This window comes from Streptomyces tibetensis, from assembly GCF_040647715.1.
GTDB classification, from domain to species: domain Bacteria; phylum Actinomycetota; class Actinomycetes; order Streptomycetales; family Streptomycetaceae; genus Streptomyces; species Streptomyces tibetensis_A.
Map to the genome: position 1 here is coordinate 146584 of NZ_JBEZCR010000003.1, position 24600 is coordinate 171183.

The 24600-nt window shown below is 72.2% G+C and carries 27 protein-coding genes and 1 pseudogene; 7 read left to right on the plus strand and 21 right to left on the minus strand.

Going from position 1 to position 24600, the window contains the following annotated elements; all coding sequences use genetic code 11:
* Nucleotides 1-62: 62 nt before the first annotated feature.
* The 11 genes from AB0B29_RS09315 to AB0B29_RS09365 all read right to left on the minus strand — a co-directional run bounded on the left by AB0B29_RS09315 (nt 63) and on the right by AB0B29_RS09365 (nt 8398).
* Nucleotides 63-410: a hypothetical protein gene (locus AB0B29_RS09315; protein WP_362236104.1), complete on the minus strand. Its 348-nt coding sequence runs from the start codon at nt 408-410 to the stop codon at nt 63-65.
* Entirely contained in the window at nt 410-919 is a 510-nt protein-coding gene (locus tag AB0B29_RS09320) for a hypothetical protein (protein ID WP_362236107.1), read from the minus strand. Before AB0B29_RS09320 ends, AB0B29_RS09315 begins: the two co-directional genes overlap by 1 nt.
* Before the next feature lie 11 nt (nt 920-930).
* Complete coding sequence (locus AB0B29_RS09325; protein ID WP_362236110.1) at nt 931-1077, minus strand: hypothetical protein; 147 nt, start codon at nt 1075-1077, stop codon at nt 931-933.
* The gene (locus AB0B29_RS09330) at nt 1077-1865 is read right to left on the minus strand and encodes a hypothetical protein (protein ID WP_362236113.1); all 789 of its coding nucleotides are present in this window, start codon (nt 1863-1865) and stop codon (nt 1077-1079) included. Before AB0B29_RS09330 ends, AB0B29_RS09325 begins: the two co-directional genes overlap by 1 nt.
* A complete protein-coding gene (locus tag AB0B29_RS09335; protein ID WP_362236116.1) occupies nt 1862-2230 on the minus strand; it encodes a DUF6907 domain-containing protein in 369 nt (122 codons plus the stop codon). The genes AB0B29_RS09330 and AB0B29_RS09335 overlap by 4 nt, the downstream gene beginning before the upstream one ends.
* Complete coding sequence (locus AB0B29_RS09340; RefSeq protein ID WP_362236118.1) at nt 2227-2670, minus strand: hypothetical protein; 444 nt, start codon at nt 2668-2670, stop codon at nt 2227-2229. The genes AB0B29_RS09335 and AB0B29_RS09340 overlap by 4 nt, the downstream gene beginning before the upstream one ends.
* A gap of 323 nt (nt 2671-2993) precedes the next feature.
* Nucleotides 2994-3557, minus strand: a complete 564-nt coding sequence (locus tag AB0B29_RS09345) for a hypothetical protein (protein ID WP_362236121.1) — start codon at nt 3555-3557, stop codon at nt 2994-2996.
* A gap of 46 nt (nt 3558-3603) precedes the next feature.
* A complete protein-coding gene (locus tag AB0B29_RS09350; protein WP_436845812.1) occupies nt 3604-4551 on the minus strand; it encodes an aminoglycoside phosphotransferase family protein in 948 nt (315 codons plus the stop codon).
* 48 nt (nt 4552-4599) lie between these two features.
* Nucleotides 4600-6102 (minus strand): MFS transporter, encoded by a 1503-nt coding sequence (locus tag AB0B29_RS09355; protein WP_362236126.1) that lies wholly within the window; start codon nt 6100-6102, stop codon nt 4600-4602.
* A gap of 67 nt (nt 6103-6169) precedes the next feature.
* Entirely contained in the window at nt 6170-7153 is a 984-nt protein-coding gene (locus tag AB0B29_RS09360) for a zinc-binding dehydrogenase (RefSeq protein WP_362236129.1), read from the minus strand.
* Nucleotides 7154-7237: 84 nt separating this feature from the next.
* Nucleotides 7238-8398: an FAD-dependent oxidoreductase gene (locus AB0B29_RS09365; protein ID WP_362236132.1), complete on the minus strand. Its 1161-nt coding sequence runs from the start codon at nt 8396-8398 to the stop codon at nt 7238-7240.
* A 154-nt stretch (nt 8399-8552) separates the two neighbouring features.
* Between AB0B29_RS09365 and AB0B29_RS09370 the strand changes: the two genes are divergently transcribed.
* On the plus strand, nt 8553-9230 hold the full coding sequence (locus AB0B29_RS09370) for a pentapeptide repeat-containing protein (RefSeq protein ID WP_362236135.1): 678 nt from the start codon (nt 8553-8555) through the stop codon (nt 9228-9230).
* 68 nt (nt 9231-9298) lie between these two features.
* Here the strand turns inward: AB0B29_RS09370 and AB0B29_RS09375 are convergent, their stop codons facing one another.
* Entirely contained in the window at nt 9299-9799 is a 501-nt protein-coding gene (locus AB0B29_RS09375; RefSeq protein WP_362236137.1) for a hypothetical protein, read from the minus strand.
* 7 nt (nt 9800-9806) lie between these two features.
* Here AB0B29_RS09375 and AB0B29_RS09380 point away from each other — a divergent pair, with 7 nt between their 5' ends.
* On the plus strand, nt 9807-11252 hold the full coding sequence (locus AB0B29_RS09380) for a M1 family metallopeptidase (RefSeq protein WP_436845829.1): 1446 nt from the start codon (nt 9807-9809) through the stop codon (nt 11250-11252).
* A 5-nt stretch (nt 11253-11257) separates the two neighbouring features.
* Here AB0B29_RS09380 and AB0B29_RS09385 read toward each other — a convergent pair whose 3' ends face one another.
* Nucleotides 11258-11770 carry a GNAT family N-acetyltransferase gene (locus tag AB0B29_RS09385; RefSeq protein WP_362236143.1) on the minus strand — a complete coding sequence of 171 codons (513 nt, stop codon included), beginning with the start codon at nt 11768-11770 and terminating at the stop codon, nt 11258-11260.
* A gap of 194 nt (nt 11771-11964) precedes the next feature.
* Entirely contained in the window at nt 11965-12540 is a 576-nt protein-coding gene (locus AB0B29_RS09390; protein WP_010035999.1) for a TerD family protein, read from the minus strand.
* A gap of 160 nt (nt 12541-12700) precedes the next feature.
* Between AB0B29_RS09390 and arfB the strand changes: the two genes are divergently transcribed.
* The gene (gene arfB, locus AB0B29_RS09395; RefSeq protein ID WP_362236146.1) at nt 12701-13138 is read left to right on the plus strand and encodes an alternative ribosome rescue aminoacyl-tRNA hydrolase ArfB; all 438 of its coding nucleotides are present in this window, start codon (nt 12701-12703) and stop codon (nt 13136-13138) included.
* Between the two features lie 85 nt (nt 13139-13223).
* Here arfB and AB0B29_RS09400 read toward each other — a convergent pair.
* Both AB0B29_RS09400 and AB0B29_RS09405 read right to left on the minus strand, forming a co-directional pair.
* Nucleotides 13224-13685: pseudogene (locus AB0B29_RS09400) on the minus strand (GNAT family N-acetyltransferase); the annotation flags it as partial.
* Nucleotides 13686-13753: 68 nt separating this feature from the next.
* Nucleotides 13754-14338, minus strand: coding sequence for a flavin reductase family protein (locus AB0B29_RS09405; RefSeq protein WP_362236149.1), 585 nt, complete (start codon nt 14336-14338; stop codon nt 13754-13756).
* Nucleotides 14339-14675: 337 nt separating this feature from the next.
* Here AB0B29_RS09405 and cdgB point away from each other — a divergent pair, with 337 nt between their 5' ends.
* Complete coding sequence (gene cdgB / locus AB0B29_RS09410; protein ID WP_362236152.1) at nt 14676-16334, plus strand: diguanylate cyclase CdgB; 1659 nt, start codon at nt 14676-14678, stop codon at nt 16332-16334.
* Nucleotides 16335-16451: 117 nt separating this feature from the next.
* Nucleotides 16452-17405, plus strand: a complete 954-nt coding sequence (locus AB0B29_RS09415) for a carbohydrate-binding protein (RefSeq protein WP_362236155.1) — start codon at nt 16452-16454, stop codon at nt 17403-17405.
* A 5-nt stretch (nt 17406-17410) separates the two neighbouring features.
* Here the strand turns inward: AB0B29_RS09415 and AB0B29_RS09420 are convergent, their stop codons facing one another.
* The 3 genes from AB0B29_RS09420 to AB0B29_RS09430 form a co-directional block, all read right to left on the minus strand.
* The gene (locus tag AB0B29_RS09420; RefSeq protein ID WP_362236157.1) at nt 17411-18340 is read right to left on the minus strand and encodes a 1-phosphofructokinase family hexose kinase; all 930 of its coding nucleotides are present in this window, start codon (nt 18338-18340) and stop codon (nt 17411-17413) included.
* 119 nt (nt 18341-18459) lie between these two features.
* Nucleotides 18460-19671, minus strand: coding sequence for an N-acetylglucosamine-6-phosphate deacetylase (gene nagA, locus AB0B29_RS09425; RefSeq protein WP_362236160.1), 1212 nt, complete (start codon nt 19669-19671; stop codon nt 18460-18462).
* Nucleotides 19671-20612: an ROK family protein gene (locus AB0B29_RS09430; protein ID WP_362236162.1), complete on the minus strand. Its 942-nt coding sequence runs from the start codon at nt 20610-20612 to the stop codon at nt 19671-19673. Before AB0B29_RS09430 ends, nagA begins: the two co-directional genes overlap by 1 nt.
* 129 nt (nt 20613-20741) lie before the next feature.
* On the opposite strand from AB0B29_RS09430, the gene AB0B29_RS09435 reads away from it, so the two are divergent.
* Nucleotides 20742-21995 carry an ABC transporter substrate-binding protein gene (locus tag AB0B29_RS09435; protein WP_362236165.1) on the plus strand — a complete coding sequence of 418 codons (1254 nt, stop codon included), beginning with the start codon at nt 20742-20744 and terminating at the stop codon, nt 21993-21995.
* Between the two features lie 35 nt (nt 21996-22030).
* Nucleotides 22031-22276: a DUF3263 domain-containing protein gene (locus AB0B29_RS09440; RefSeq protein WP_362236168.1), complete on the plus strand. Its 246-nt coding sequence runs from the start codon at nt 22031-22033 to the stop codon at nt 22274-22276.
* Nucleotides 22277-22382: 106 nt separating this feature from the next.
* On the opposite strand, the gene otsB is transcribed toward AB0B29_RS09440, so the two are convergent.
* Entirely contained in the window at nt 22383-23204 is an 822-nt protein-coding gene (gene otsB / locus AB0B29_RS09445) for a trehalose-phosphatase (protein ID WP_362236171.1), read from the minus strand.
* Between the two features lie 7 nt (nt 23205-23211).
* Nucleotides 23212-24600, minus strand: coding sequence for an alpha,alpha-trehalose-phosphate synthase (UDP-forming) (locus AB0B29_RS09450; protein WP_362236174.1), 1389 nt, complete (start codon nt 24598-24600; stop codon nt 23212-23214).

A 24600-nucleotide genomic window follows, 5' to 3' on the forward strand; every position in this document is an offset into this window, starting at 1 on the left:
GTTGGGGCAGTAGTCGAGCGGCGGCTGCTCGTAGCGCAGGACCGCGGCGAGGAGTCGACGGATCATGACGTCACCTCCTCGGCGGGGTCCGGGTCGGTGACGTACTCGATGACAGGAAAGATCGTCATCCCCTCCCCCGGGCCCTGCCGCACTTCGCGCACACGCGTGCTCTCAACTGCGTATTCGTCCCCAGAGGGGGCCGTGAGGGGCGGTGGGGGAGTGGCGGACGAAACGGACATGCGCCGAGCCGAGCGCCACAGAGCCACCCATCCGACGGCCGCCACACCGAGCACGCCAACCGCCTCGTCGACGGCGAACGCGGCGGCCACGGCCACCGAGCCGAGGACGACGAGCACGCACCCGCCGGCCGCCCGGGACGGCTCCTCGGTCGTGTTCGTGCGGGCGCCCATCACACGGTCCGGTAGACGCTGTCGGCGACTGCGTTGACGGCCTGGGCGAGCGGGACCGCGGCGAACCCGGCCACCCCCGCGGAGGTGCCCAGCGTGATCCCGCACCAGGCGCCCCGCTTGAGTTCGCCGCTCGTTCCGTCGCCGGCCTTCTTCACGGCGGCGATGAACACGGCGGTCAGGATCAGCACCAGGCACGCCCCGGGCCCCGAGAGCGGGGTGAAGGTCTCTCGGGCGGCGAGCTGGCCGGGCTGCTCGCCGACGCCCCACAACAGGGCCGCGTCGCCGAGCCAGTTCGACAGACCCAGGACGCTGCTGGAGGCGGTGCCGATGAGCCCGGCGATACCGAGGGTGGTGAGGCAGCCGTAGCACCAGGAGGCGAGGAACGGCAGGAGCCTGGCCGCGTGCTTGACGGGGTCTTTCAGGGCCTTGCGGCCGGGCCACCAGAGGGTGAGTTCGTAGCCGAGGAGGCAGAGGCCGACGGTCACGCCGCCGAACGTCACGTAGTTCACGAGGGGTTCCTTCAGCGGTACATGGCCACGGCGAGCGCGGCGAAGGTGAGCACGAGGGCGCAGGTTCCGGTGACGGCCGGGACGGTGCGGATGTCGACCAGGACGAGGCCGACGAGGGCCGCGAGGGCGGCGAGGGCGAAGCAGACGGCGAGGAGCATCAGTCGCCCCGGGCGGTGCGGAGCAGGCGCCGGCCGTAGCCGTCGCTCACGTCGAGCCGCTTGCCGATCTCGCTGCCGGTCAGTTCCGGTTCCGTCTCCAGCCAGTGCCGCACGGTCGCCACGCGGGCATCGAACGTCGTGTTCTGGCTGTCGATGGTCTCGAGGTCGTCGGCGCCGGTTCCGCTCGGCGGAACTACGGGCGGAACTGGTTCCGGTGCCGGTTCCGCCGGGGTCTCACCGATCGCCGCGCGCACGGCCGCGAAGTGATCGCCGAGCAGGTCAGGGCCGGTTCCGCCCTCGGTTCCGCCAGTTCCGCCCGCGAGTTCCGCCACGGGCGTCCAGGGGCCGAGGACGGGCCCCACGGGGGTCACGTCGACGGGCTCTGGGGCGCGTTCGACGGTGATCGGTTCCGCTGGTTCCGCCGCGGGTTCCGCCACGGCCGGAACTGGTTCCGCCGCGGGTTCCGGCTGGAGCTCGGAGAGTCGGTGGACGCGCCACAGGACGAGCGGGGCGACCGCGGAGACGGCGACGACGAGCGCCACGGAGACGGGCAGGAGACCGACCTCGACGAGGTGGCTCGCCGCGTTCACGGCGATCAGGGACAGGACGACCGCGAGGACGTCCCGGCGGGCCCGGAGCGCGGCGAGGGCATACACGTCCAGCGCCGCCGGCACCCCGGCCGCCACGTAGAGGCCGAAGCCGCACGCGCGGGCCAGCTCGTACTCGGCGGAGGCGAGGACGGTGAGCACGGCCGCCGTGGCGACCCAGAGCAGCGGGTCACGTTTCACCGGCCCTCCTCCTCGAGGACGGCGTCCAGCTCACGGCCCAGGGCGCGCAGGCGCGCGGCAGCCTCTACGAGGGCGTCGGCCAGGTCCTCGACCTCGTCCGGCGTGTACGAGCCGGTGAGGTCCAACTGCTCGACGTACAGGGCGGGCACGGACGGCGCGTGCTGCGAGTAGGGGGCCTGGGCGAGCATCGCGCGGAACAGCGGGAAGCCGCCCACCTCGAGGACGTGTTCGCGGCCGTGGTGCGTGATGTCGGCCTTGAACTCCGCGCGGTCGTCGCGGTGGCCGGCGCACCAGTCCGGTTCTTCGATCTCGAGCGGCTTGGTGACGAAGACCTTCACGATCGCAGTGCGGTGCTCGGTGCTCACAGCTGCACCCCCTGGCCGTTGGCGAGGCGCAGGGCAGCAGGCAGCCGGTGGAGAGCGTCGACGATGTCCCAGCGCGCGGGCAGGAAGTAGGAGGCGACGCCGTCGACCGTCCGGACCTCGGGCCGTGAGACGTCAACGCCGGTCAGCGCAACACCGAACGCGGGACTGATGAACTCGAGGAGCAGGCCGTACTTCTGGCAGGCGCGGGCCAGGAGGCGAATCGGCCTCGCCCTGCGGTCGCCGGTGCACTGCTCGTCCAGGGCGTCACTGTCGTCCACCTGCGGCACGTCAGCGGCCGGAGCGTCGTCCTGGGGCCCGATCTCCTCGGGCTCTCCCGCGTTCCACGCAGCGAGCAGCGCGGCCTCGAGCGGGTCCGGTCGACGGTAACCGTCGGAGACGGCCGGGGGGTTGAGGAAGAGAGGTTGTACGTTGTCCTGCATGGCTCGGGTTCCTTGTCTGCGAAGGATCCGGCCGAGGCCCCGTGGTGGTGTTGCGAGCACCGCCCGGGGCCGCCCCGTTCTCGTACACATTCCGTACACGTGAGAACGGGATCAGCCGGGATTACTTGGGATCTAGCGGGATGCCAAATCCGCAGGTCACCGGCCTGTGAGGGTCTTTCCGCTGGTCATCCTGAGAGCGCTATAGACCTTGTAATGCGTAGGTCGTCGGTTCGAATCCGACAGGGGGCTCACTCGAAACCCCGGGTCAGGTGTCTTCTGACCTGGGGTTTCGGCGTTGCGGCTGCGGGGTCTGCCGTGGGTCCTCAGCTCGTCGGGCCTCGCGGCGACAAGTGCCGTGAGAGCTCCTCGATTCGTTCGAGGAGTCGCACGTTGAGTGCCGCTCGGAGGTCCTTGATGTGGTCGATCCGCCTCGAGAAGTCAGGGGCGTCTTCTCCGGTGCCGGGGCTGCGGACGATTTGCGCTCGGATCTCCCATGTGAGGTCCTGCAGCTGGTCGAAGATCTGCGCGGAGAGACTGTCCACTTCCTGGGAGGGGTCCGCCGCCGGCGTCGGTGGCTGGTAGCCCGCGGCAGCCGCTCCCAGGCTGGTCCTTCTGATCTCGTCGTCGAAGCGGTTCACGTCGACGTCCTGGCCCGCTTCGAGGCTCTGGTGAGCACGGAGCAGGACGTCGAACCAGGCCCGCCCCGTGGTCCGCAGTCGGGTCAGCCGGCTGATCTCCTCGCGTAGGAGACGCTCATGGAAGGCCCGCTCGTCGTCCCGGGACTGATGCCGTCGCTGACGCATCGGTACCCAGACGGCGGCAGCGGCCCCGATCACGGCCCCGCCCAGCCCGGTGATCAGGGGGACCACGGTGGAAGCGTCTGTCATGTGGACGCCATACCCAGCGAGCGGCTCGGAATCGACGGGGCGCCGTTCATCGTCCACGCCGGGGTGCTCGGGATCCGGCTCTTCCCAGGCGCCGGGCGATCTCCAGCTGGCCGTCGTCGACCGGGCGGCCGTCCTCGATGTCCCACAGGGTGTTCTGGAGGAGGCGTGCGAAGGTCCAGGCCCGGGCGCGGTCGCGGTCCAGGGCGAGGATGTCGGTCATGGCGTCGAAGCGCCAGAGGATGTCCTCGGGGTCGTAGCGGTTGTCGAGGGCGGGCCACAGTTCGAATCCGGGGTCGCCGGCGAGGGGTTTGGGGTCGATCGCGAGCCAGGGGGCGCGGTCGGAGGCCAGGACGTTGTCGAAGTGCAGGTCCCAGTGGAGGAGCCGGTCGCCGGGTTCGTCCACGACCTCGCGGACGGCGGCGGCCAGGTCGGCGACGAGGCGGCGGGTCTCCGGGGCGGGGACGCGGCCGAGCGCCCAGGGGGTCCGGTCGAGCATCGCCCGGGCGATGTCGCCGAGGCCGCGCATGCCGGGCGGGGCCGGGAAGGACGTGAGGTGGGCCAGGAGTTCGGCGATGGTGACCACCGCCTGGTGGGTGTCCGGCACGTGGGACAGCATGCGGTTCTCGTCGAGGCGTTCCAGCAGCATGGTGCCGGTGGGCTCGTCGTGGGCGAGGAGGCGGACGGCTCCGTCGCCGTCCCAGGCGCGCAGCGCGACCGGTTCGCCCTCGCTCTCCTCGTCGAGGATCTGGAGCTTGAGGACCGCCGGGGTGCCGTCGGCGGTCCGGACGACCGGCACGACCAGGGCGGAGACGCCGTGCATCGGGGGGCCGTCGGGCTTCAGGTCCCAGAGGCCGAGGAAGCGGGCCGTCTGCTCCGGCAGTGCGGCGATGAAGGCTCGGCCCGCCTCGCCGTTGAACTTCTCCTGTGATGCAGCCAGTTCCCTGGGAATGTCGATCACATCCGGCACGGTAGTGGGGCGTGCCGGGGCGGGCATGCGAATTTTCGCCGCAGCTGCCGCCGTGCTGCTGGGGCTCCCCGTCCCTCAGGTCACCGGTTCCGGCACGGGTGCGTCGGTCGGTGCGCCGTGTTTCGGGGCCTTGGTCGTCACCATCAGGCCCGCGATGAGCCCGGCCAGCAGCATGATGCCGGCGGCCCACCAGATGGCGACGGTGTAGCCGTGGACGACACCCTCGCGGACGACCCGGGTGCGGTCCGACGGGTTGGTGAGGCGGGCCGTGACGTAGGTGGCGGTGCTGGTCGTCGCGATGGTGTTGAGGAGGGCCGTGCCGATGGAGCCGCCGACCTGCTGCGAGGTGTTGACCGTCGCGGACGTCACGCCCGAGTCGTGCGGGGCGACGCCCGCGGTGGCGGTGGCGAAGACCGGCATGAACGTCAGGCCCATGCCGAGGCCGAGCAGCAGCAGCGCGGGCAGGATCTCCGAGGCGTAGGAGGAGTGCGTCGTGATCTGGGTGAGGAGCACCATTCCGGTCGCGGCCAGGACCATGCCGGGGACCATCAGCATGCGCGGCGGCACGCGCTGGAGCAGCCGGGCGGAGATCTGGGTCGAGCCGATGATGATCGCGGCCGTGAGGGGCAGGAAGGCCAGGCCCGTCTTGACGGGGGAGTACAGGAGCACGGCCTGGAGGTAGTACGTCATGAACAGGAACAGGCCGAACATGCCGATCACGGCCAGTGCCATGGTCAGGAAGCAGCCGGCGCGGTTGCGGTCGCGGATGATGTGCAGCGGCAGCAGCGGCATGGGTGCCCGGGACTGCCACCACACGAACACCGCGAGCAGGACGGCGCCCGCGGCGAACAGCGACAGCACCCACGGGTCGGTCCAGCCGCGGGACTCGGCCTCGCTGAAGCCGTAGACGATCGCGACGAGGCCGCCGCAGCCGAGCAGGACACCGGGGACGTCGAGGCGGGCGCCGGCGTGGCCGGGGCGGTCGTGCAGCAGGGCGAGGGCGCCGAGTACGGCGGCGATCGCGATGGGCACGTTGACGTAGAGGCACCAGCGCCAGCCCAGGTACTCGGTGAGCAGGCCGCCGACGATGAAACCGAGCGCGGCGCCGCTGCCGGCCAGGGCGCCGTAGATGCCGAAGGCCTTGCCCCGTTCCCTGGGGTCGGTGAAGGTCGTCGTCAGCAGGGACAGCGCGGAAGGGGCCAGCACCGCTGCGAAGACGCCCTGGAGGGCGCGGGCGCCGAAGAGCATGCCCGCTCCGGTGGCGGCGCCGCCGAGTGCGGAGGCGGCGGCGAAGCCGACCAGCCCGATGACGAAGGTCCGCTTGCGCCCCACCAGGTCGGCGATCCGGCCGCCCAGCAGGAGCAGTCCGCCGAAGGCGAGGGTGTAGGCGGTGATGACCCACTGCCGGTTGCCGTCGGACATGCCGAGGTCGCGTTGTGCGGAGGGGAGGGCGATGTTCACGATGGTCGCGTCGAGCACGACCATCAGCTGGGCCAGGGCGATGACGACCAGGCCCCACCAGCGGCGCGGGTCGGTGTCCAGGGGAGGGCCGTCCCCGCCTGTCCGGGTGACACTCATCTGGTCAGAAGACCACGGATCGGGGCGGCCTGCATCCGCGCAACCGTCGCCGCTGGTGGGTGTCGGGTCATGGCTCCAGAACCACCTTGCCGGTCGTGCCGCGGGTCTCCAGGGCGCGGTGCGCGGCCGCGGCATCGGCGAGCGGGAAGCGCTGCACGGCCGGGGTGAGCCGACCGGCGGCGGCCTCGGCGAGGGCGCGCAGCTCGAGGGTGCGGAGGGGATCGGGCCCGCCGGTCTTCCCCAGCATGACCGGGCCGAGGACCTGCTCGGAGACGCCGTCGACGAGGTAGGGGCCGCCGTCCCGGATGCCCTCGCCGGACCAGCCGAACACGATGTGCTTGCCTCCCGGGCCGAGGAGGGCGACGGCCTCGCGCGCGATGTCCCCGCCGACGCCGTCGAAGACGACGGTCGCGGTCCGGCCGCCGAGATGGGCGCGGACCTTCGCGGGCCAGGCCGGGTCCTTGTAGTCGACGGCCAGATCGGCGCCGCCCGCCTGCACACGCGCGGTCTTCTCCGGCCCGCCCGCGAGGCCCACGACGGTCGCCCCGGCGTTCTTGGCGTACTGCACGAGGAGGGTGCCGATGCCTCCGGCGGCGGCCGGTACGACGGCCACGGAGTCGGGGCCGAGGTCGGCGAACTGCAGGATCCCCATCGCCGTACGGCCCGTGCCGATCATGGCGACGGCCTCGGCGAAGTCGAGGTTCCCGGGGATCTCGTGCAGGCGCTCGGCCTCGGTGACGGCCAGTTCGGCGTAGCCGCCGGGGACGAAGCCGAGGTGGGCGACGACCCGTTTGCCGAGCCACAGCCCGGCGACGCCCTCGCCCAGGGATTCGACGACACCGGCGACCTCGCGGCCGGGGACGGTGGGCAGGGCCGCCGGCTCCTTCGCCGGGCCGCCCGGCATGCCCTCGCGCAGGGCCGCGTCCAGGAGGTGGACGCCCGCCGCGCGTACGGCGATGCGCACCTGCCCGGGGCCCGGCCGGGGGTCCTCGATCTGCTCGTAGGTGAGGTTCTCGGCGGGGCCGAAGCGGTGCAGGCGGATGGCGTGCATGACAGCTCCTCTGGTGGGCGTGCGGTTCCGCTGAAGGAACATTCGCTTCTTCTGACGGAGGCTCGATGCGACCAGCTTTCAACCTCAAGCTTGCTTGAGGTCAAGCTCGCGTCGGCCGAGGGCCAGGGAGACCGCCGTCAGGGCGCTGTTGAAGGACACCTCCGACAGCACTCCGGGCGCCGCGACCTGGTCTCCGGCGAGGTAGACCCCGTCGCCCCGGTCCACGGCCGGCCGGTCGCGCCAGCTGGTGCCGGGCAGGTCGACCGCACCCGTACGGCCGTTCGCCACCGCCTCGCGCCGCCAGGTGAGCCGCTCGCGCCAGCCCGGGAAACCGAGGTCGAGCAGCTGCTCGGCGCGGGCGGTGCCGTGGGCCCTGGACTCGTCCGGGGCGAGGGGGATCTGCCCCTGGATCAGCTGCTCCCCGGCCGGGGCCAGGCTGCGGTCCTGGGCGGTGAACCGCTCCAGCCAGCCCGGTGCGTCCAGGTCGGAGACCGCGAAGGCGTCCCCGCGCCGGGTGCGCACGGCCAGGTCGATCAGGGCGGTGCGGCCGCTCGGCCAGGTCAGGGAGTCGTCGCCGAGCAGGCGGCGGGCGGCGTCGAGGGAGGTGGCGACGACGACGGGTGTCTCGGTGGGCAGCGAGTCGACGCGGGACAGGGTCTCCATCCGGACGCCCAGGTTCCAGGCGCGGGCGGCCATCCGGTCGACCAGGCTCGCCCAGCCGCCGCGCGGGTAGTGCGCCTCGGGCGGCAGCTTGGTGGCCCGGCGCAGCCGCTCCTGCACGAACGCGGCCGACAGCGACCCGGGGTCGTGGTGGAACAGGGCGACCGCCGAGTAGTTCGCGGCGGCCCGGGCCCCTTCCTCGCCCGCGATGCCCGTCGCCCAGGTCAGGAAGTCGGCGTCGACGGGTGCCTGCCGGCCCGTCCGGCGCAGCAGCTTCAGCATCGCGAAGGGCGGGGTGCGGCGCAGCACGCCCTGGTGCCGCAGCCGGAGCCGGGCCGCTTCCAGGGGAGGGAGCGGGGCGAGCGGGCCGATGAGGTCGCGTTGCTTCAGCCAGGCCCAGTGCGGACCGCCGTTGTAGAGGGCGTGCGGACCCTCGTTGGTGCGGTACGGGCCGTCGGCGGTGCGCGCCCGGCCGCCGAGGGTGTGGTGGGCCTCGTGGAGGGTGACCTTGGCGCCGGCCTCGGCAGCGGTGATGGCCGCGGTCAGTCCGGCGAAGCCGCCGCCGATGACGGTGATGCGGTGCATGGCTGGGATCTCCCTCGGGAGTGGGGGTCGCCTGGTGGTGTTCGTCTGGTGGTGTGCCTCTCCGTAGTACGACCGATCAGGGCGCCGGAATGTGACATCACCGGTGTCCGCGCAGGTCAGGGGCGTTGTCAGCGGCGGGGTGCAGCATGGGGGCATGGCGAGGAGAGCGGCGGGCGGTACGGGTGTGAAGGGCGCGCGGCGACCGGAGGTGCGGCTGCCGGTGCTGGAGCCGTACGGGGGCGGGGGGCTGGAGCCGGACGGGGACTACGACGGGCTGGAGTTCCGGGAGGCCGGCCTCTCCGGGCAGGACGGGTCGGGCGCCCGTTTCATGGACTGCGCCCTGACGGGCTGCGCGCTGGACGAGACCCGGCTGCGGCACGCCCGTTTCCTGGACTCGGCCCTCACCGGCGTCCGGGGCGTGGGCACCGACCTCGCCGAGGCGACCCTGCGCGACGTGGAGCTGACCGATGCCCGGCTCGGCGGACCGCAGTTGCACGGGGCGGTGCTGGAGCGGGTGCTGATCCGCGGCGGCAAGTTCGACTATCCGAACCTGCGCGCGGCCCGGCTCAGAGACGTCGTCTTCGAGGGCTGCGTCCTGGTCGAGCCGGATTTCGGCGGGGCCCGCCTGGAGCGCGTGGAGTTCGTGGACTGCGCGCTGAAGGGCGCCGACCTGCACGCCGCGACCCTCACGGACGTCGACCTGCGCGGCGCCGCGTCCCTGGAGATCAGCCGGGGCCTGGACCGGCTGTCGGGGGCGGTGATCAGCACGGCGCAGCTGCTGGATCTGGCGCCGGTGCTGGCGGCGCAGTGGGGGATCCGGGTCGAGGGCTGAGGGGGCCTTTCACCATGGGCGCCCGGCACGGGCGGGCGCGGTGAAAGGGGCCCCTGGGCCGGGCGCGGCTACGGCAGGCGGGGGAAGCGGGCCTGGAGGGTCCAGAGGGCCGGGTTCTCCGCGAGGTCGTCGTGCAGGTCGGTGAGGTCGGCGATCAGGTCGTGCAGGAAGTCCCGGGCCTCACGGCGCAGTTCGCTGTGGGAGACGGTGAGAGCGGGCTCCTCCGCGCGCATCCAGTCGGCCTCGATGTCCACCCAGCCGAAGCGGCGCTCGAACAGCATGCGGTCCGTCGACTCGGTGAAGTCCAGCTCCGCCCGCTGCGGCCGGGACGCCCTGGAGCCCGCCGGATCCCGGTCGATCCGCTCCACGATGTCGCACAGCGCCCACGCGAAGTCGAGCACCGGCACCCATCCCCAGGCTGTGGACACCTCGTGGTCCGTCTTGGTGTCCGCCAGATAGACGTCCCCGCAGAACAGGTCGTGCCGCAGTGCCCGGACGTCCGCGCGGCGGTAGTCGGTCTGCGGCGGGTCGGGGAAGCGGTTGGAAAGGGCGTAGCCGATGTCGAGCACGGAGGTGATGGTGTCACGCGCCCGTAGGATCACGAACGTGGCCCGATCTGTGCGTCTCGTCCCCACGCTGCCCGCAGCCACCCTGCTCGTCTGCGCCCTCGCCCTCACCGCCTGCGGCGGCGGGGTGCACGGCACTCCGGGCGGCTCCGGCGTCCGCGACCCCTACTTCCCGAAGGCCGGCAACGGCGGCTACGACGTCACCCACTACGGCCTGCGCCTCGCCTACGACCCCGGCGCTCACCACCTCACCGGCACGGCCACCCTGACCGCCCGCGCGACGAAGGACCTCTCCGCCTTCAACCTCGATCTGCTCGGCATGGAGGTCGAGCGGATCACCGTCGGCCGCGAGACCGCCCGCTGGAACCGTGCCGGGCAGGAGCTCACCGTCCGGCCGCACGGCGACATCGACCGGGACGACACGTTCCGGGTGACCGTCCGCTACTCCGGAGCGCCCGAGACCGTCACCGACCCGGACGGTTCGGAGGAGGGCTGGCTGCGCACCCCGGACGGGGCGCTCGCGCTGGGGGAGCCGACGGGGTCGATGGCGTGGTTCCCCGGCAACCACCACCCCTCCGACAAGGCGGCCTACGACCTCGCGGTGACCGTGCCGAAGGGGCTGCGGGCCGTCTCCAACGGGGAGTTGCGCAGCGAGACGACCGCGCGCGGGCGTACGACGTTCGTGTGGCACACCGGTGAGCCGATGGCGAGCTACCTGGCCACCCTCGCGATCGGCCGCTTCGACATCAGCCGCTCCCGGGCCGGGGACCTGCCCGTGTACACGGCCGTCGACCCGGCGGAGGCGGCGGCGAGCAGGCCCGTGCTCGGCAGGCTTCCCGAGGTGCTGCGGTGGTCGGAGCGGCGGTTCGGCCCGTACCCCTTCTCGGCCACCGGCGCGATCGTCGACAGCGCGGGCTTCGTCGGCTACGCCCTGGAGACCCAGAGCCGGCCGGTCTTCCCGGGCGCACCCGACATCACGTTCCTCGTCCATGAGTTCGCCCACCAGTGGTACGGCGACTGCGTCACGCCCGCGAGCTGGCGGGACATGTGGCTCAACGAGGGGTTCGCGACGTACGCGGAGTGGCTGTGGTCGGAGGACCACGGCGGACGGAGCGCGCAGGAGACGTTCGAGGCGGTGTATTCGGGCGCGTACTTCGACACGCAGGAGGCGGGGGAGGAGATCTGGCAGTTCCCGCCGGCGGACCCGCCGAGCGCCGAGCGGATCTCCGACCCTCCGGTGTACTGGCGGGGGGCGATGGTGCTGCAGAAGGTGCGGCAGGCCGTCGGGGACGAGCGGTTCTTCCCGATCCTCGAGGAGTGGGCGGCGACGCACCGGTACGGGAACGCCGACACCGCCGACTTCACGGCCTATGTCGAGAAGCGGGCGCCCGGAGCGGACCTGGAGGGGGTCTGGGAGGACTGGCTGTACGGGGAGGGGAAGCCGGAGCGGCCCTGAGGGCGCTACGACGCGGTCAGCTCCTTGCGCAACACCGCGCAGGGGCGTCCGTGTTGCAGATCCTCACGGTGGTCGAGGACCTGGTAGCCGAGGGCGGTCCAGAAGGCCAGGGCCTTCGGGTTGTTCGCCAGGACCGCCAGACGCACGGCGCTGCGGCCGGCCGCGCGGAAGCGGTCCTCGACGAGCGCGGCCAGGCGGCGCCCGTGGCCCTGGCCGTGCAGGCTCGCGTCCACCATCAGCAGGCCGATCCAGGGGTCCGGGTCGGCCGGGTCGGGGTGGTGGGCGAGGGTGACGGCGATGCCGATGAGCCGGCCGAAGCTGCGGGCGAGCAGGATCTCGGTGCCGGGGTGTTCCCGCTCCTGTGCCAGGGCGGCGGCGACCTGCTCGGGGCGGATGTCGTGCGGGTCGGGGAAGTCGCCGGTCAGGGTGTGGAACTCGTGGTTGGAGGTGTAGAGGGCGGTCAGCTCCGCGAGGAGGGAACCGCTCAAGGGGGCCGGGGGCAGTGGGTCGAGGATCACGTGGCGAACGTATCCCGGGCGCGCGGGTATCCAGTCGCCGTGGGGGCTCGGGCGTTCGTCCGTGCGGGTGGGGCGTGGCTTGTCTCGCCCCGCGGCGGAGCCGCCGATCAGCACAGCCCCGCGCCCCTTGGGGGAAGTCCCCAGGCCCGGTCGTACGGCCCTGGGGGCTTCCGTGAGGAACGCTCAGGCATCCGTCAGACGTTCACGCCGAAGTCCTGGGCGATGCCGACCAGGCCCGAGGCGTAGCCCTGGCCGACCGCGCGGAACTTCCACTCGGCGCCGTTGCGGTAGAGCTCGCCGAAGACCATGGCCGTCTCCGTCGCCGCGTCCTCCGACAGGTCGTAGCGGGCGATCTCGGCGCCGCCGGCCTGGTTGACGATGCGGATGTAGGCGTTGCGGACCTGGCCGAAGTTCTGGCTGCGGTTCTCGGCGTCGTAGATCGACACCGGGAAGACGATCTTGTCGATGTCGGCAGGGAGGGCGGCGAGGTTGACGTTGATCGCCTCGTCGTCGCCGGCGCCCTCGCCCGTGCGGTTGTCGCCGGTGTGGACGATGGAGTTGTCCGGCGTCTGCTTGTTGTTGAAGAAGACGAAGTGGGCGTCCGAGTAGACCTTGCCCTGCGTGTTGACCGCGATCGCCGAGGCGTCGAGGTCGAAGTCCGTGCCGGTGGTGGTGCGGACGTCCCAGCCGAGGCCCACGGTGACGGCGGTCAGGCCCGGAGCCTCCTTGGTGAGCGAGACGTTGCCACCCTTGGACAGGCTTACAGCCATTGTTGGGAGTCCCTTCCCTCGTTTACATGCGGCGAAGAAGCTGCGGCACCGAAGCTACAGCTACCCCCATGAACGTGGAGAGGGGTACGCGAGGTTCCAGGTCCTTTACTTTCTTTACCCGCCGTTATTGGGATGACGTGGACGGGACAGAAGCGGGAACATGGACGGCATGTCCGCTCACCACGTCATCCGCGGCTCCGTCTCCCTGCCCGAGGCCGAGCTCATGTGGCGTTTCTCGCGGTCGTCGGGGCCGGGTGGGCAGCACGTCAACACCAGCGACTCGAAGGTCGAGCTGAGCTTCGACCTGGCGAAGACCGAGGCACTGCCCGCGGTGTGGAAGCAGCGGGCCCTGGAGCGGCTGGCCGGGCGCCTGGTCGACGGGGTCGTCACCGTACGCTCCTCCGAGCACCGTTCCCAGTGGCGCAACCGCGAGGCCGCCGCCGTACGCCTCGCCGCGCTCCTGGCCGAGGCCACCGCGCCCCCGCCCAAGCCCCGCAAGCCGACCCGGATCCCCCGGGGCATCAACGAGCGCCGGCTGCGGGAGAAGAAGCAGCGCTCGGAGACGAAGCAGGGGCGCTCCGCGCGGAACTGGGGCTAGCGGGACACCCCCTGGGCATGTCCGCGATATCTCGTCGCCCGCCCGGAGTCGCGGGGCGGGCGGGTGGTGCGGACTCCGCCCAGGACAGGTCCAGGACGCCCACCGTCTGGTCGCCGCTGGTCTCGCCGTTCGTGCGGAATCCGAGCCCCAGGTAGAAGTCCCCGGGGCCGTCGTCCCCCGGGTGCCAGGTGACGTAGAGCTGCTTCGTGCCGCGTCGGCGCAGTTCCGCGGCGACGGACTCGACGGCGAACCGGCCGTACCCCCGCCCCTGCTCCCCGGCCGCGATGTTCAGCCGCCACAGGCCCGAGCGCCGGGCGCTGCCGTCCTCGTACCAGTCGATGTCGAGGAAGGCCATGAGGAAGCCGACCGGGCGGTCGCCGTCGACGATCAGGCGGGGCCAGGCCACGCCGGGATGGACGTAGGCCTCGGCGAGGGACTTCACGACGGGGGCGACCGCGTGTTCCTGGTCGGGGCGGACGCGGATGCCCAGGGCGGCGTCGAGGTTCGCGGGGGTGATCTCTTCGAGGCGCGGGCCGGGTGTCGACATGCGCGCACCCTAGGCGGGCGGCTCGGCCCCGGCCAATGGTTTCTGCAGCAGGTTCCGCCCGGGGCCGCTCAGCCCAACTGGCGGTACCTGCCCCGGAAGTAGGCCAGCGGGCCGCCGTCCGCGCTCGGCACCCGGGCGGTCAGGACACGGCCGATCACCAGCGTGTGGTCACCGGCGGGCACGCGCTGCTCGGTGCGGCACTCCAGGACGGCCAGGGCGCCGCCGACGAGCGGGGCGTCGGTGTACTCGCCGCGGGTGTAAGGGATGTCGGCGAACAGCAGCCGGTCGCTGACGCGGCCCTTCATGGCGAAGCGGCCCGCGATGTGCCGCTGGCTCTCGGAGAGGACCGACACCGCCCACAGGTCCCGTTCCTCCAGCAGCTCGTCCATGCGGGAGCCCGCACGCAGGCTCACCAGCACCAGGGGCGGGTCCAGGGACACCGACATGAAGGCCGTCGCCGTCATGCCCGCGTCCTCGCCGCCCGGCGCCGTGGGGTCGTCCGGGTCGAGCGGCGGCTCCTGCGCGGTCACCAGGACCACGCCCGAGGCCAGCCGGGACATGGCGGCGCGGAACTCGTCGTTGCTCACCCCCTCAGCATGCCCGGAGGCGGGCGACGGAATGACCGGGGACGTGGCGGCGGGAGTGTTCGGCACACCCGGAACGCTAATCTCCGCCCCGCGGGCGCCGCATCGGACTCCGGCCCGATCACGGTCCTAGGACCACCGGCTGACATCCGCGGTCGTGTGACGGGTACCGGGGAGATAAATGTGCGCAACCTGACAAAGTTTGCGTTCGGTGGACGGAAGTGAAAACGCAGAAACTCCACTCAATTGTTCAGGTTTGCATGTGACTTGAGTCACAAGGGGCAGGAATTGTTGACCCTGTGTACCGAGTGGGCAGCGCGCTGTGATTCAGTGGCGGGGAAGCTGCCAGGGCGGTACGCCGACGAGAACCCTTGAATCGCTGCGAGTAATCGGGGGGAGGGCGAGCATGGAGACCGAGTCGGAGCCCTACGTCCGTCTTGCGTCCCTGCGACAACTGCACCAGGTCATGGCCGACATGAACACGGCCCGCAGCCTGGCGGACACACTGCAGACCGTCGCGGAGGGCGTCGTCACCGCCCTCGGGTACGAGCTGGCGTGCGTGAACCTCGTCCGGCCGGACGGCGACCTCGTCGTCGCCGCGTTCGCCGGGAACCCCGCCGCCGAGGCCCTGATCACCGGCCGGGTCGGCTCGCGCACGTCCTGGGAGCGCCGCCTCGGCATGGGCGAGCACTGGGGCGACCTGGTGTTCATACCGCACACCGAGGGCTGGGTCCTCGACGACGACGACGTCCCGCAGTGGTACACCGACGGCCCCGCCCCCCGCTTCGAGGACGAGTGGCACCCCGCCGACCGCCTCTTCGCCCCCATGTACGCGCCGGGCCCGCAGGGCAGCGCGGCGGGCGGCGAACTGATCGGAGTGCTCTCCGTGGACCGGCCGCGCAACGGCCGCCGGCCCGGAGCGTGGGGCCGCGAGGCGCTCCAGATGTACGCCTTCCAGGCCGCCATCGCCATCAGCAACGCCAGGCTTCGCGCCAACATGCAGCGCGCGCTGGTCCGCCTGGAGCGCGAGCAGCAGGCCCTGCGGGCGAGCGAGGAAAGCTTCCGGCAGGCCTTCGAGTACGCACCGTCCGGCATGGCCATCGCCGAGATGGGCGGCGACCAGCACGGCCGCATCCTGCGCACCAACGACGCGCTGTGCCGGCTGCTGGGCCGCCCCGCCTCCGCGATGCGCCGCTACTCCTTCTCCGACCTGGTCCACCCCGAGGACATAGGCACCCTGCTGCGCACCTCGGCGGAGGGCGGACGCGCGGAGCTGCGCCTCGGCCGCCGGGACGGCACGTACGTCTGGGTCAGCCTGCGCAACAGCGTGGTCGCCGACGCCGCCGACGGCCCGCGCTTCCTCCTCACCCACGTCGAGGACATCGAGGAGCGCAAGCGCCGTGAGCTCCAGCTCGCCCACCGCGCCTCGCACGACTCGCTCACCGGCCTGCCGAACTCCGCAGAGCTGCGCTCGCGCCTGTCGTCCCGGCTCTGTCAACGCGCGTCGTCCCCGCACACCGCCGTGGAGTCCGTCGACGCGGCCTACGGCCATCCCGACTTCGACGTGGTCGGACCCGGCTTCGACTTCCGGCAGGGTGCCGAGCCGTACGACGCCTACGACCACCACGTGCACACCGTCGCCCCGGACGGGAGTCACGACGACGGCACCAAGGGCCTCGCCGTGCTCTTCTGCGACCTCGACGGCTTCAAGTCGATCAACGACCGGTTCGGGCACAACGCGGGTGACGCGGTTCTCATCGAGGTCGCCCGGCGGCTGAGCAACGGCGTCCGCGACGGTGACACGGTCGCCCGGCTCGGGGGTGACGAATTCGTCATCCTGGCCGACGGGCTCGGCCGGGCCGATGCGCAGGACCTGGCGGTGCGCCTCCGCAACGAGATCATCCAGCCCATCCGCGCCGAAGGGCGGGCCGTCCGGGTCGGTGCCAGCTTCGGCATCGGATGGGCACACTGTGGAATGACGGCGGACGAAGTGTTGAAATCCGCTGACGAGCGGATGTACGTCGAGAAACGATCTCGTCCCAAACAACACAGACGCGCCGGGTGAAGCCCTGGTCAGCGAGTTGATGCGGTCTGGGTCACCCGTTTGGGTCTCTGGGAGCGGGTAGGCTCGCTAACTCACCCGTGTACCGCATGCACCGCACCTGACTGAGGAGACCAAGGGATGACGCCCGGCAACAACGGCGCGAGCACGCCCGAGGACGACGACCCGTTCGGCTATCTCTACGCCGACGGGCAGGCCAACGGAGCCCAGCCGCCGTCCGGGGGCTACGGCTACCCGAACTCGGTCAACCGGGTCAGGGCGGTCGGCACGCGCCCCTATGGCCAGCAGACGCAGAACGCGCAGACGACGCCGTACGGACAGGTCCCGCAGCAGCAGGGCGCGTACAGCCGGCCGAACGCGCACTACGCGGCGCCGGAGACCCTGCCGGGCGGTGCGCAGACCGCACAGCAGCAGATGCCGGCCGGTGGCGGTGGCCGGGGTGGCCGCGGCCCGAACCACAAGGGCCTGCTGATCGGCGCGATCGCGGTGGTCGCCGCGGTCGTCGTCGGCATCGGTGTGGCCATGCTGGGCGGCGACAAGGACAAGGACGACGCGTCCGACGAGGTGGGCACGAAGCCCACCCAGTCCCAGGACTCGAAGCCGAGCCCTTCGGCGAGCCAGGGTGGAGCGGCTTCGGAGGAGGAACTTCCGAAGACCGACGCCAAGTCCCTGCGTCTGGGCGGCAGTGCGACCCTCGCCCAGGACGTCGAGGGCGCCCAGTCCGACGGCGGCATCTACGTCGGGAACCTCAACCAGGTCGGCTCGTCGGTCACCTGGACCGTCAACGGTGTCCCCAAGGACGGCGCGTACACCGTCTTCGCCCGCTACAGCACGGCGGACGAGGACCAGGAGATGACCCTCACCGTCAACGGCAAGCCGTTCGGCAACAAGCTCAACCTGGGCAACTTCACCCACGCCAAGGACGGCGACTTCGCCAAGGGCTGGACGAAGACCTACGCCTGGCCGACCCTCAACAAGGGCACCAACACGATCACGCTGTCCTGCGAGGACGGCGACAAGTGCAACGTCCTCCTGGACCAGCTGTGGCTGAAGGCGGGCCAGGTCAAGGACTGACCGGCTCAGGCCGCGCTGACCTCTCCCGAGACCGTCACCCGCCCCAGCAGCTCCTCGTACGCCCCCCGGTCGAACTCCCCGGCCACCGGTGACTGCACCGTCGCCGCCGCCAGGGCCGTCGCGCGGGTGAGGCGGGGCGGCCAGGGGAGGTGTTCCACCAGGCCTGAGAGCAGGCCTGCCACCGCCGCATCGCCCGCGCCTGTCGGGTTGCCTCGTAGGGAGGTCGGCGGGAGGGCTCGCCAGCGGCCCTCTCGGGTGACTGCCAGCAGGCCTGCGGCGCCGAGGGAGGCGACCACCGCGCCGGCGCCACGGCGGCGGGCGTCCTGGGTCGCGCGGAGTGGGTCGTGGGAGCCCGTGAGTTCCGCCAGTTCGTCGGCGTTCGGCTTGATGATGTCCGGGCGGGCCGCGACGCCCCGGCGCAGGGGCTCGCCGCTGGTGTCCAGCAGGACCGGGACCGAGAAGGAGCGGGCCGTGCGGACCAGGCCCGCGTACGCGCCCACCGGGACGCCCGGCGGCAGGCTGCCGCACAGGGCCACGGCGGAGACGGACGGGAGCAGGTCCGCGTAGGCCTCCTGGAAGGCGGACCACTCGGCGGGCGTGATCGTCGGGCCCGGTTCGTTCAGCTGTGTCGTGTCGCCGGTGCGTTCGTCCACGACGGCGACCGTGCGGCGGGTCGCACCCGAGACCGGGACCAACGCGTCCACGACCCCCGGCACCGCCGCGAGTCCCTCCCGCACGACCCGGCCCGTCGCCCCGCCCGTGAATCCCGTCACCGTCACCTCGTGCCCGAGCGCCGCCAGCACCCGGGCGACGTTGACGCCCTTGCCGCCGGGGCGTTCCGTCACCTCGGAGACGCGGTGGGAGGTGTGCGGCCGGAGGGACCGGACGCGGTAGGTGATGTCGAGAGCGGTGTTCAGTGTGACCGTGAGGATCACCGGGCCGACCTCCCCCGATGTGCGTGCCGACAAGAACGTGCAGGTAGCCCGATCATGCCAAAGACACGGCGGTCGGCCCAGTCCTGGAGTCGGCCACCGTCTGCCGACTGCGGGACGGATCAGCCCAGTTGGGGACCGACCACCCACTCGCCCCGCCGCATCACACCCTTCAACTCGTACGCGGAGTCGAGGATCAGCAGGTCGGCCTGTTTTCCGGGCTCCAATGAGCCGATCGTGTCGGCCAGGCCGAGCAGACGGGCCGGGTTGGCGGACAGGGCCGTCACCGCGTCCTGGACGGAGAGGCCGTCGACCGTGACCGCCCGCTTGAACGCGCGGTCCTGGGTGAGGGTCGAGCCGGCGATCGTGCCGTCCTCCACCAGCCGGGCCACGCCGTCCGCGACCTCCACCTCCAGCGGCCCCAGCCAGTAGCGGCCGTCGCCGAAACCGGCCGCGTCCATCGCGTCCGTGATGAACGCGACCCGGTCCGCGCCCGCACGGTGGAACGCCAGCTGCAGTGCGGCGGGGTGCAGGTGCGTGCCGTCGTTGATCAGCTCGACCGTGATCCGGTCGTCCTCCAGGAGCGCGGCGATCGGGCCGGGGGAGCGGTGGCCGAGCGGCGGCATCGCGTTGAAGAGGTGGGTGGCGACGGTGGCGCCCGCGTCGATGGCCTCCACCGTCTGCTCGTATGTGGCGTCCGTGTGGCCGATCGCCGCGATCACGCCGTGGTCGGCGAGCAGGCGTACGGAGTCCAGGCCGCCGGGGAGTTCGGTGGCCAGTGTGAGCATCCTGGCCCGGCCCCGGGCCGCGTCGATCAGCTTGCGGACGTCCCCGGGGTGCGGGTCGCGCAGGAGGGCCTCGGAGTGGGCGCCCTTGCGGCAGGGGGAGATGAACGGGCCCTCGAAGTGAATGCCCGCGATCTCGCCCTGCTCGGCGAGTTCGCTCAGCAGGCCCGCGCGGTGGGTGAGGGAGTCCATGTCGCCGGTGACGGTGGAGGCGACCAGGGTGGTGGTGCCGTGCAGGCGGTGGGTGTGGATGCCCTTGAGGATGTCGTCGACCGTGCCGGAGGTGAAGGAGGCTCCGCCGCCGCCGTGGTTGTGCAGGTCGACGAAGCCGGGGATGACGTAGTGGCCCGTTACGTCGATGACCTGGGCGTTTTCCGGGGCGGTGGCGGCGATGCGGGTGCCGTCGACGCTCACCCGGCCGTTTTCGACGGTTCCTGTGGGGAGTACCACCGCCGCGCCGGTGAGGACCGTCGGGGTTCCCGGTGTCGCGGGGTGCGGGTGGTGTGTGGTTGGTCGCGCAGTTCCCCGCGCCCCTGGGGCATCCGTCATCAGGGCGTTACCTCCATACGGTCGGTCGATGCCAGAAGATCCCAGGCCAGCAGGCCCGCCCCCAGGCAACCGGCGCCGTCGCCCAGCGCCGCGGGGACGATCGTCGGCTGTTTCTGGAAGGTGATGCGCTGCCGGATGGCCTCCCGCAACGGCGTGAACAAGGTCTCCCCGGCCTCCGCCAGGCCACCACCGATGATCAGGGTGCGGGGGTCCAGCAGGGTCAGGGCCGTGACCAGGCCGTCGGCCAGGGCGTCGATCGCCTGTTGCCAGACCGCCTCGGCTCGCGGGTCGCCGGAGTCCACCGCCCTCGCGCAGTCCGCCGCGTCCGCGCCCGGGTCACCCGAGGCGACGGCCCAGGCCTCGCTCACGGCCGCCGCCGAGGCGAAGCGCTCCAGGCAGCCGTACTGTCCGCACGGGCAGGGCGCCCCGCCGGGGCGTACGACGATGTGGCCGATCTCGCCCGCGAAGCCGTGCGCGCCCGCCTCGACCCGGCCGTCGACGCCGATGGCGCCCGCGATGCCGGTGCCCAGTGCCACGAACAGGAACCGGTCCGCGCCCCGGCCCGCGCCGACCCGGCCCTCGGCGAGGCCGCCGGTGCGCACGTCGTGGCCGAGGGCCACGGGGATGCCCAGCCGCTGCGCCAGCAGGTCGCGCAGGGGGACGTCGCGCCAGCCGAGGTTGGCGGCGTAGGCGGCGACGCCCCGGGCCTCGTCGACGATGCCGGGGACGGCCACGCCGGCGGCGGACGCGGGCGTGCCGAAGCGCTCGGTGCCGTACGCGTGCAGCTCTTCGGCGAAGTCGAGGATGCCCGCGACGACGGCGTCCGGCCCCTGGGCACGTCCGGTGGCCCGGCGGGCCCGGTGCAGCACCTCGCCCCCCGGCCCGGCCAGAGCGGCCTTCATTCCGGTGCCGCCCACATCGAGGGCGATGACATGTCTCACGGGAACAGTGTGACCCGGGCACCCGCAAGAGGTCTAGTCCACTCACGTGGTGTAGACCTTGTTCCGAATAACGAAATGTTTCGGCGGCGGTGACGCCGGGGTTGGGGAAGAACAGCGGTGCAGCGGCGGATGGCAGGAACGATCGCGGTGGTGTCCGCACTGGGCATGACGGCGGTCCTCGGCGGCTGCGGCCTCACGGGCGGCTCGGCCGACGTGACCCTGAAACTGGTCGCCGCCGACTACGGCGACAACGCGGCCAACAGCTCGAAGAAGTACTGGGACAAGCTCGCCGAGGAGTACGAGGCCGACCACCCCGACGTCGAGGTCGACGTCAGCGTGTACTCCTGGAACGACGTCGACCGCAAGGTCCGGGAGATGGTCGCCGCCGGTGACCCGCCGGACATGGCGCAGATCGGCGCGTACGCCGACTACGCGGCGAAGAACCAGCTCTACAAGGCCGACGACCTGCTCTCCATACCCGTACAGGCCGACTTCGTCGGGCAGCTGGCCTCCGCGGGCCAGGTGAAGGGCGTGCAGTACGGGATGCCGTTCGCCGCCTCCACCCGCGTGCTCTTCTACAACAAGACCCTCTTCGCCAAGGCCGGCATCACCCCGCCCGAGTCCTGGAACGACCTGGCCGAGGACGCCGAGGCGCTCAAGGCGGAGGGCGTGAAGTACCCGTACGCGCTGCCCCTCGGCCCGGAGGAGGCGCAGGCCGAGACCATGCAGTGGATGCTCAGCGGCGGGGGCGGCTACACCGACAGCGTCGACAGCTACGCCATCGACTCCCCGCAGAACATCGACACCTTCTCCTGGCTGAAGGAGGACCTGGTCGGCAAGGACCTGACCGGTCCGGTCGCGCCGGGCGAGCTCAACCGGGCCGCGGCGTTCGCCGCCTTCGCCAAGGGCGAGGTCGGCATGCTCGACGGCCACCCGTCGCTGATGAAGATCGCCGCCAAGGGCGGCGTCAAGTACGGGATGGTGCCCACGCCGGGCCACGAGGGCCCGAGCAGGTCCACGCTCGGCGTCTCCGACTGGATGACGGCGTTCCGCAAGAACGGCCACCGCGACCAGGTGGGCGACTTCCTCGACTTCGTCTACAGCGAGAAGAACGTGCTGGCCTTCTCCCGCGAGTACGACCTGCTGCCGGTCACCTCCTCCGCGTCGGGCACCATGGCCGCGTCCGAGGAGGACCGGCACCTCAGGCCGTTCCTGGAGGAGCTGGTGGCCTCCGAGCTCTACCCGGTCGGCAAGACGTCCTGGGCCGACGTGGCTTCCCAGGTCAAGGGGCGGATCGGCAAGGCCGTCGCGCCCGGCGGCAGCCCCTCGGGCGTCCTCGGCAGCCTCCAGGCGGCGGCGACCCGGGCGGAGAGCGCGGAGTAGCTCCGCTGTCGGTGGCAGGCGTTACGGTGCCGGGCATGGACGAGGACACGGGTGAGCGGGGGCTGGGGCGCAGGGAGCGGGACATCCTCGCGCTCGAACGCCGGGGCTTCTCCGGGCCCGGTGCGAAGGAGCGGGCCATACGGGAGGAGCTGGGGCTCGCGCCGGTGCGGTACTACCAGTTGCTCAATGCGTTGCTGGATGACGCTCGGGCGTTGGAACATGATCCGGTGACCGTGAATCGGCTGCGGCGGGTTCGGGAGCGGCGTCGGTCCGAGCGGTGAGTGGGGCTTTCCGGCCGTCGCGGAGTGCGGGTGCGTCGTGGTTGATCGCGCCCCGCGGCGGAGCCGCATATCGATGCTGCCCCGCGCCCCTACGGGGCCCGACCTCTCAGCCGATCCGATGCGCCAGCGCGGCCAGTAGCTCTACGACACCTGCCGGGCCGTCCACCACCACGTCCGCCCGGTCCCTGAGTTCCGTCACCTCGTCGCTGCCGCTGCACACCAGCAGGCCCGGGGTGCCGGTCGTGCGGAGGGTGTCGACGGCGGTGTAGGCGGGCAGGTCGCCCAGGTCGTCGCCGGCGTAGAGGACGGAGCCGGCGTCGATCTCCCGGGCGTAGCCGGTCAGGGCGACGCCCTTGTCCATGCCGGGCGGGCGCAGTTCGAGGACCAGGCGGCCGGGCTCGACGATCAGGCCGTGCCTGCTCGCCAGGTCGGTGAGCGGCTCGCGCAGGGCCTCGAAGGCGGCCTGCGGGTCGGCGGCCCGGCGGGTGTGCACCGCCACCGCCCGGCCCTTGTCCTCCACCCAGGTCCCGCCCCCCTCGAGCAGTCCGGGCAGCTCGGCGCGGGCGGCGTCGACGCCGGGGTGCGGGTCGGGTGCGGTGACCTTGCCGCTGCGGGCGTCCCACCGCTCGGCGCCGTAGTGCCCGAGGACGACGAGGTGCTCGAGGCCCGGGGCGTCCGCGAAGCCGCCGTTGCGCACGGCGACCTCGGCGGGCCGGCCGGTGATCACGGCGACGGCGGCGACCTTCGGGGCGAGCGCCGTCAGCGCGTCCAGCGCCTCCGGGTGGGCCCGGGCCAGCTCGGGGTCGGCGACGATCGGCGCGAGCGTCCCGTCGAAGTCCAGGGCGATCAGCGCCTTGCCGGGGTCGGCGAGCAGGGCGGCGAGACCGTCCTGCCCGGCCTCCGTGGCGGCGGTGGGAAGGCTGCTCATCCGTCCCTCAGCCCCTCAGCGCGTCGAGCTGATCCAGGAACCAGCGGGCCGGTGGCAGGGCCGTCGCCGCGGCGGCCAGGCGTTTGGTGCGTTCGGCGCGTTCCTCCGGGCGCATCGACAGCGCCTCGTGCAGGGCCGCCGCCGTGCCCGTGATGTCGTAGGGGTTCACCGTGATCGCGTCCTCGCCCAGCTCCTCGTGCGCCCCGGCCTCCCGGGACAGCACCAGCGCGCAGCCCGCGTCGGAGACGACGGGGACCTCCTTGGCTACGAGGTTCATGCCGTCGCGGATGGGGTTGACGAGGGCCACGTCGGCCAGCCGGTAGGCGGCCAGGGAGCGGGCGAAGTCGTCCTTGACGTGCAGGACGACCGGCTTCCAGCCCGGAGTGCCGAACTCGGCGTTGATCTCGTCCGCCAGCCGCTGCACCTCGGCCGTGTAGTCCCGGTACACCGCGAGGTCCTGCCGGGAGGGGTAGGCGAAGGCGACGTGCACCACCTGCTCACGCCACTCGGCGTGGGTTTCGAGGAGCCGGCGGTAGGCCAGCAGGCCGCGCACGATGTTCTTGGACAGTTCGGTGCGGTCCACCCGGACGATGGTGCGGCGGCCCTCGCCGATCTCCTGCCGCAGCGCGGAGATCCGCTCCTCGACGTCCGGCTCGTGGGCCCGCTCGCGCAGGAAGTCCGCGTCGGCGCCGAGGCCGTGCACCCCGACCCGGGTGCCGCCGAGGCCGCCCGCGAACCGCTCGGCGCACGCGGTGAACGCCTCCGCCCAGCGCTCGGTGAGGAAGCCGAGCCGGTCCGCGCCGAGCATGCCGCGCAGCACCTGCCCGGCCACGTCGTCCGGCAGCATCCGGAAGTACTCCGGCGGCGCCCACGGCGTGTGCGAGAAGTGCCCGATGCGCAGGTCGGGCCGCAGCTCGCGGAGCATGCCCGGCACCAGCGTCAGGTGGTAGTCCTGCACCACGACCGCCGCGCCGTGCGCCGCCTCCTCGGCCAGCGCCTCGGCGAACGCCCGGTTGTACGCCTCGTAGGACGCCCACTGCCGCCGGAACTCCGCGTCGAAGACCGGCTCCAGGGGCGTCTGGTAGAGCATGTGGTGCACGAACCACAGGACCGAGTTGGCGATGCCGTTGTACGCGTCGGCGTGCACGTCGGCCGGGATGTCCAGCATCCGCACGCCGTCCTCGCCGACGCCGCGCCGCACCGCCTCCCGGTCGCCGTCGGACAGCGCCGAGCACACCCACAGCGCGTCCGCGTCCGAGCCGATCGCGGAGAGCCCGGAGACCAGCCCGCCACCGCCCCGCTTGGCGTCCAGCGAACCGTCCTCGCCCACCGTGTAGGAGACCGGGCCCCGGTTGGAGGCCACCAGCACCTGTGCAGCACCGTACGTCGAAGCCAT

Coding starts and splice junctions, on each gene's coding strand:
- AB0B29_RS09350 (WP_436845812.1), bottom strand. CDS start 4,551: ATGCCCGCCCCGGCACGCCCCACTACCGTGCCGGATGTGATCGACATT.
- AB0B29_RS09340 (WP_362236118.1), bottom strand. CDS start 2,670: ATGCAGGACAACGTACAACCTCTCTTCCTCAACCCCCCGGCCGTCTCC.
- AB0B29_RS09365 (WP_362236132.1), bottom strand. CDS start 8,398: ATGCACCGCATCACCGTCATCGGCGGCGGCTTCGCCGGACTGACCGCG.
- AB0B29_RS09450 (WP_362236174.1), bottom strand. CDS start 24,600: ATGGCTTCGACGTACGGTGCTGCACAGGTGCTGGTGGCCTCCAACCGG.
- AB0B29_RS09370 (WP_362236135.1), top strand. CDS start 8,553: ATGGCGAGGAGAGCGGCGGGCGGTACGGGTGTGAAGGGCGCGCGGCGA.
- AB0B29_RS09435 (WP_362236165.1), top strand. CDS start 20,742: ATGGCAGGAACGATCGCGGTGGTGTCCGCACTGGGCATGACGGCGGTC.
- AB0B29_RS09345 (WP_362236121.1), bottom strand. CDS start 3,557: ATGACAGACGCTTCCACCGTGGTCCCCCTGATCACCGGGCTGGGCGGG.
- arfB (WP_362236146.1), top strand. CDS start 12,701: ATGGACGGCATGTCCGCTCACCACGTCATCCGCGGCTCCGTCTCCCTG.
- nagA (WP_362236160.1), bottom strand. CDS start 19,671: ATGACGGATGCCCCAGGGGCGCGGGGAACTGCGCGACCAACCACACAC.
- AB0B29_RS09315 (WP_362236104.1), bottom strand. CDS start 410: ATGGGCGCCCGCACGAACACGACCGAGGAGCCGTCCCGGGCGGCCGGC.
- cdgB (WP_362236152.1), top strand. CDS start 14,676: ATGGAGACCGAGTCGGAGCCCTACGTCCGTCTTGCGTCCCTGCGACAA.
- otsB (WP_362236171.1), bottom strand. CDS start 23,204: ATGAGCAGCCTTCCCACCGCCGCCACGGAGGCCGGGCAGGACGGTCTC.
- AB0B29_RS09360 (WP_362236129.1), bottom strand. CDS start 7,153: ATGCACGCCATCCGCCTGCACCGCTTCGGCCCCGCCGAGAACCTCACC.
- AB0B29_RS09325 (WP_362236110.1), bottom strand. CDS start 1,077: ATGCTCCTCGCCGTCTGCTTCGCCCTCGCCGCCCTCGCGGCCCTCGTC.
- AB0B29_RS09440 (WP_362236168.1), top strand. CDS start 22,031: ATGGACGAGGACACGGGTGAGCGGGGGCTGGGGCGCAGGGAGCGGGAC.
- AB0B29_RS09380 (WP_436845829.1), top strand. CDS start 9,807: ATGGTGTCACGCGCCCGTAGGATCACGAACGTGGCCCGATCTGTGCGT.
- AB0B29_RS09415 (WP_362236155.1), top strand. CDS start 16,452: ATGACGCCCGGCAACAACGGCGCGAGCACGCCCGAGGACGACGACCCG.
- AB0B29_RS09355 (WP_362236126.1), bottom strand. CDS start 6,102: ATGAGTGTCACCCGGACAGGCGGGGACGGCCCTCCCCTGGACACCGAC.
- AB0B29_RS09390 (WP_010035999.1), bottom strand. CDS start 12,540: ATGGCTGTAAGCCTGTCCAAGGGTGGCAACGTCTCGCTCACCAAGGAG.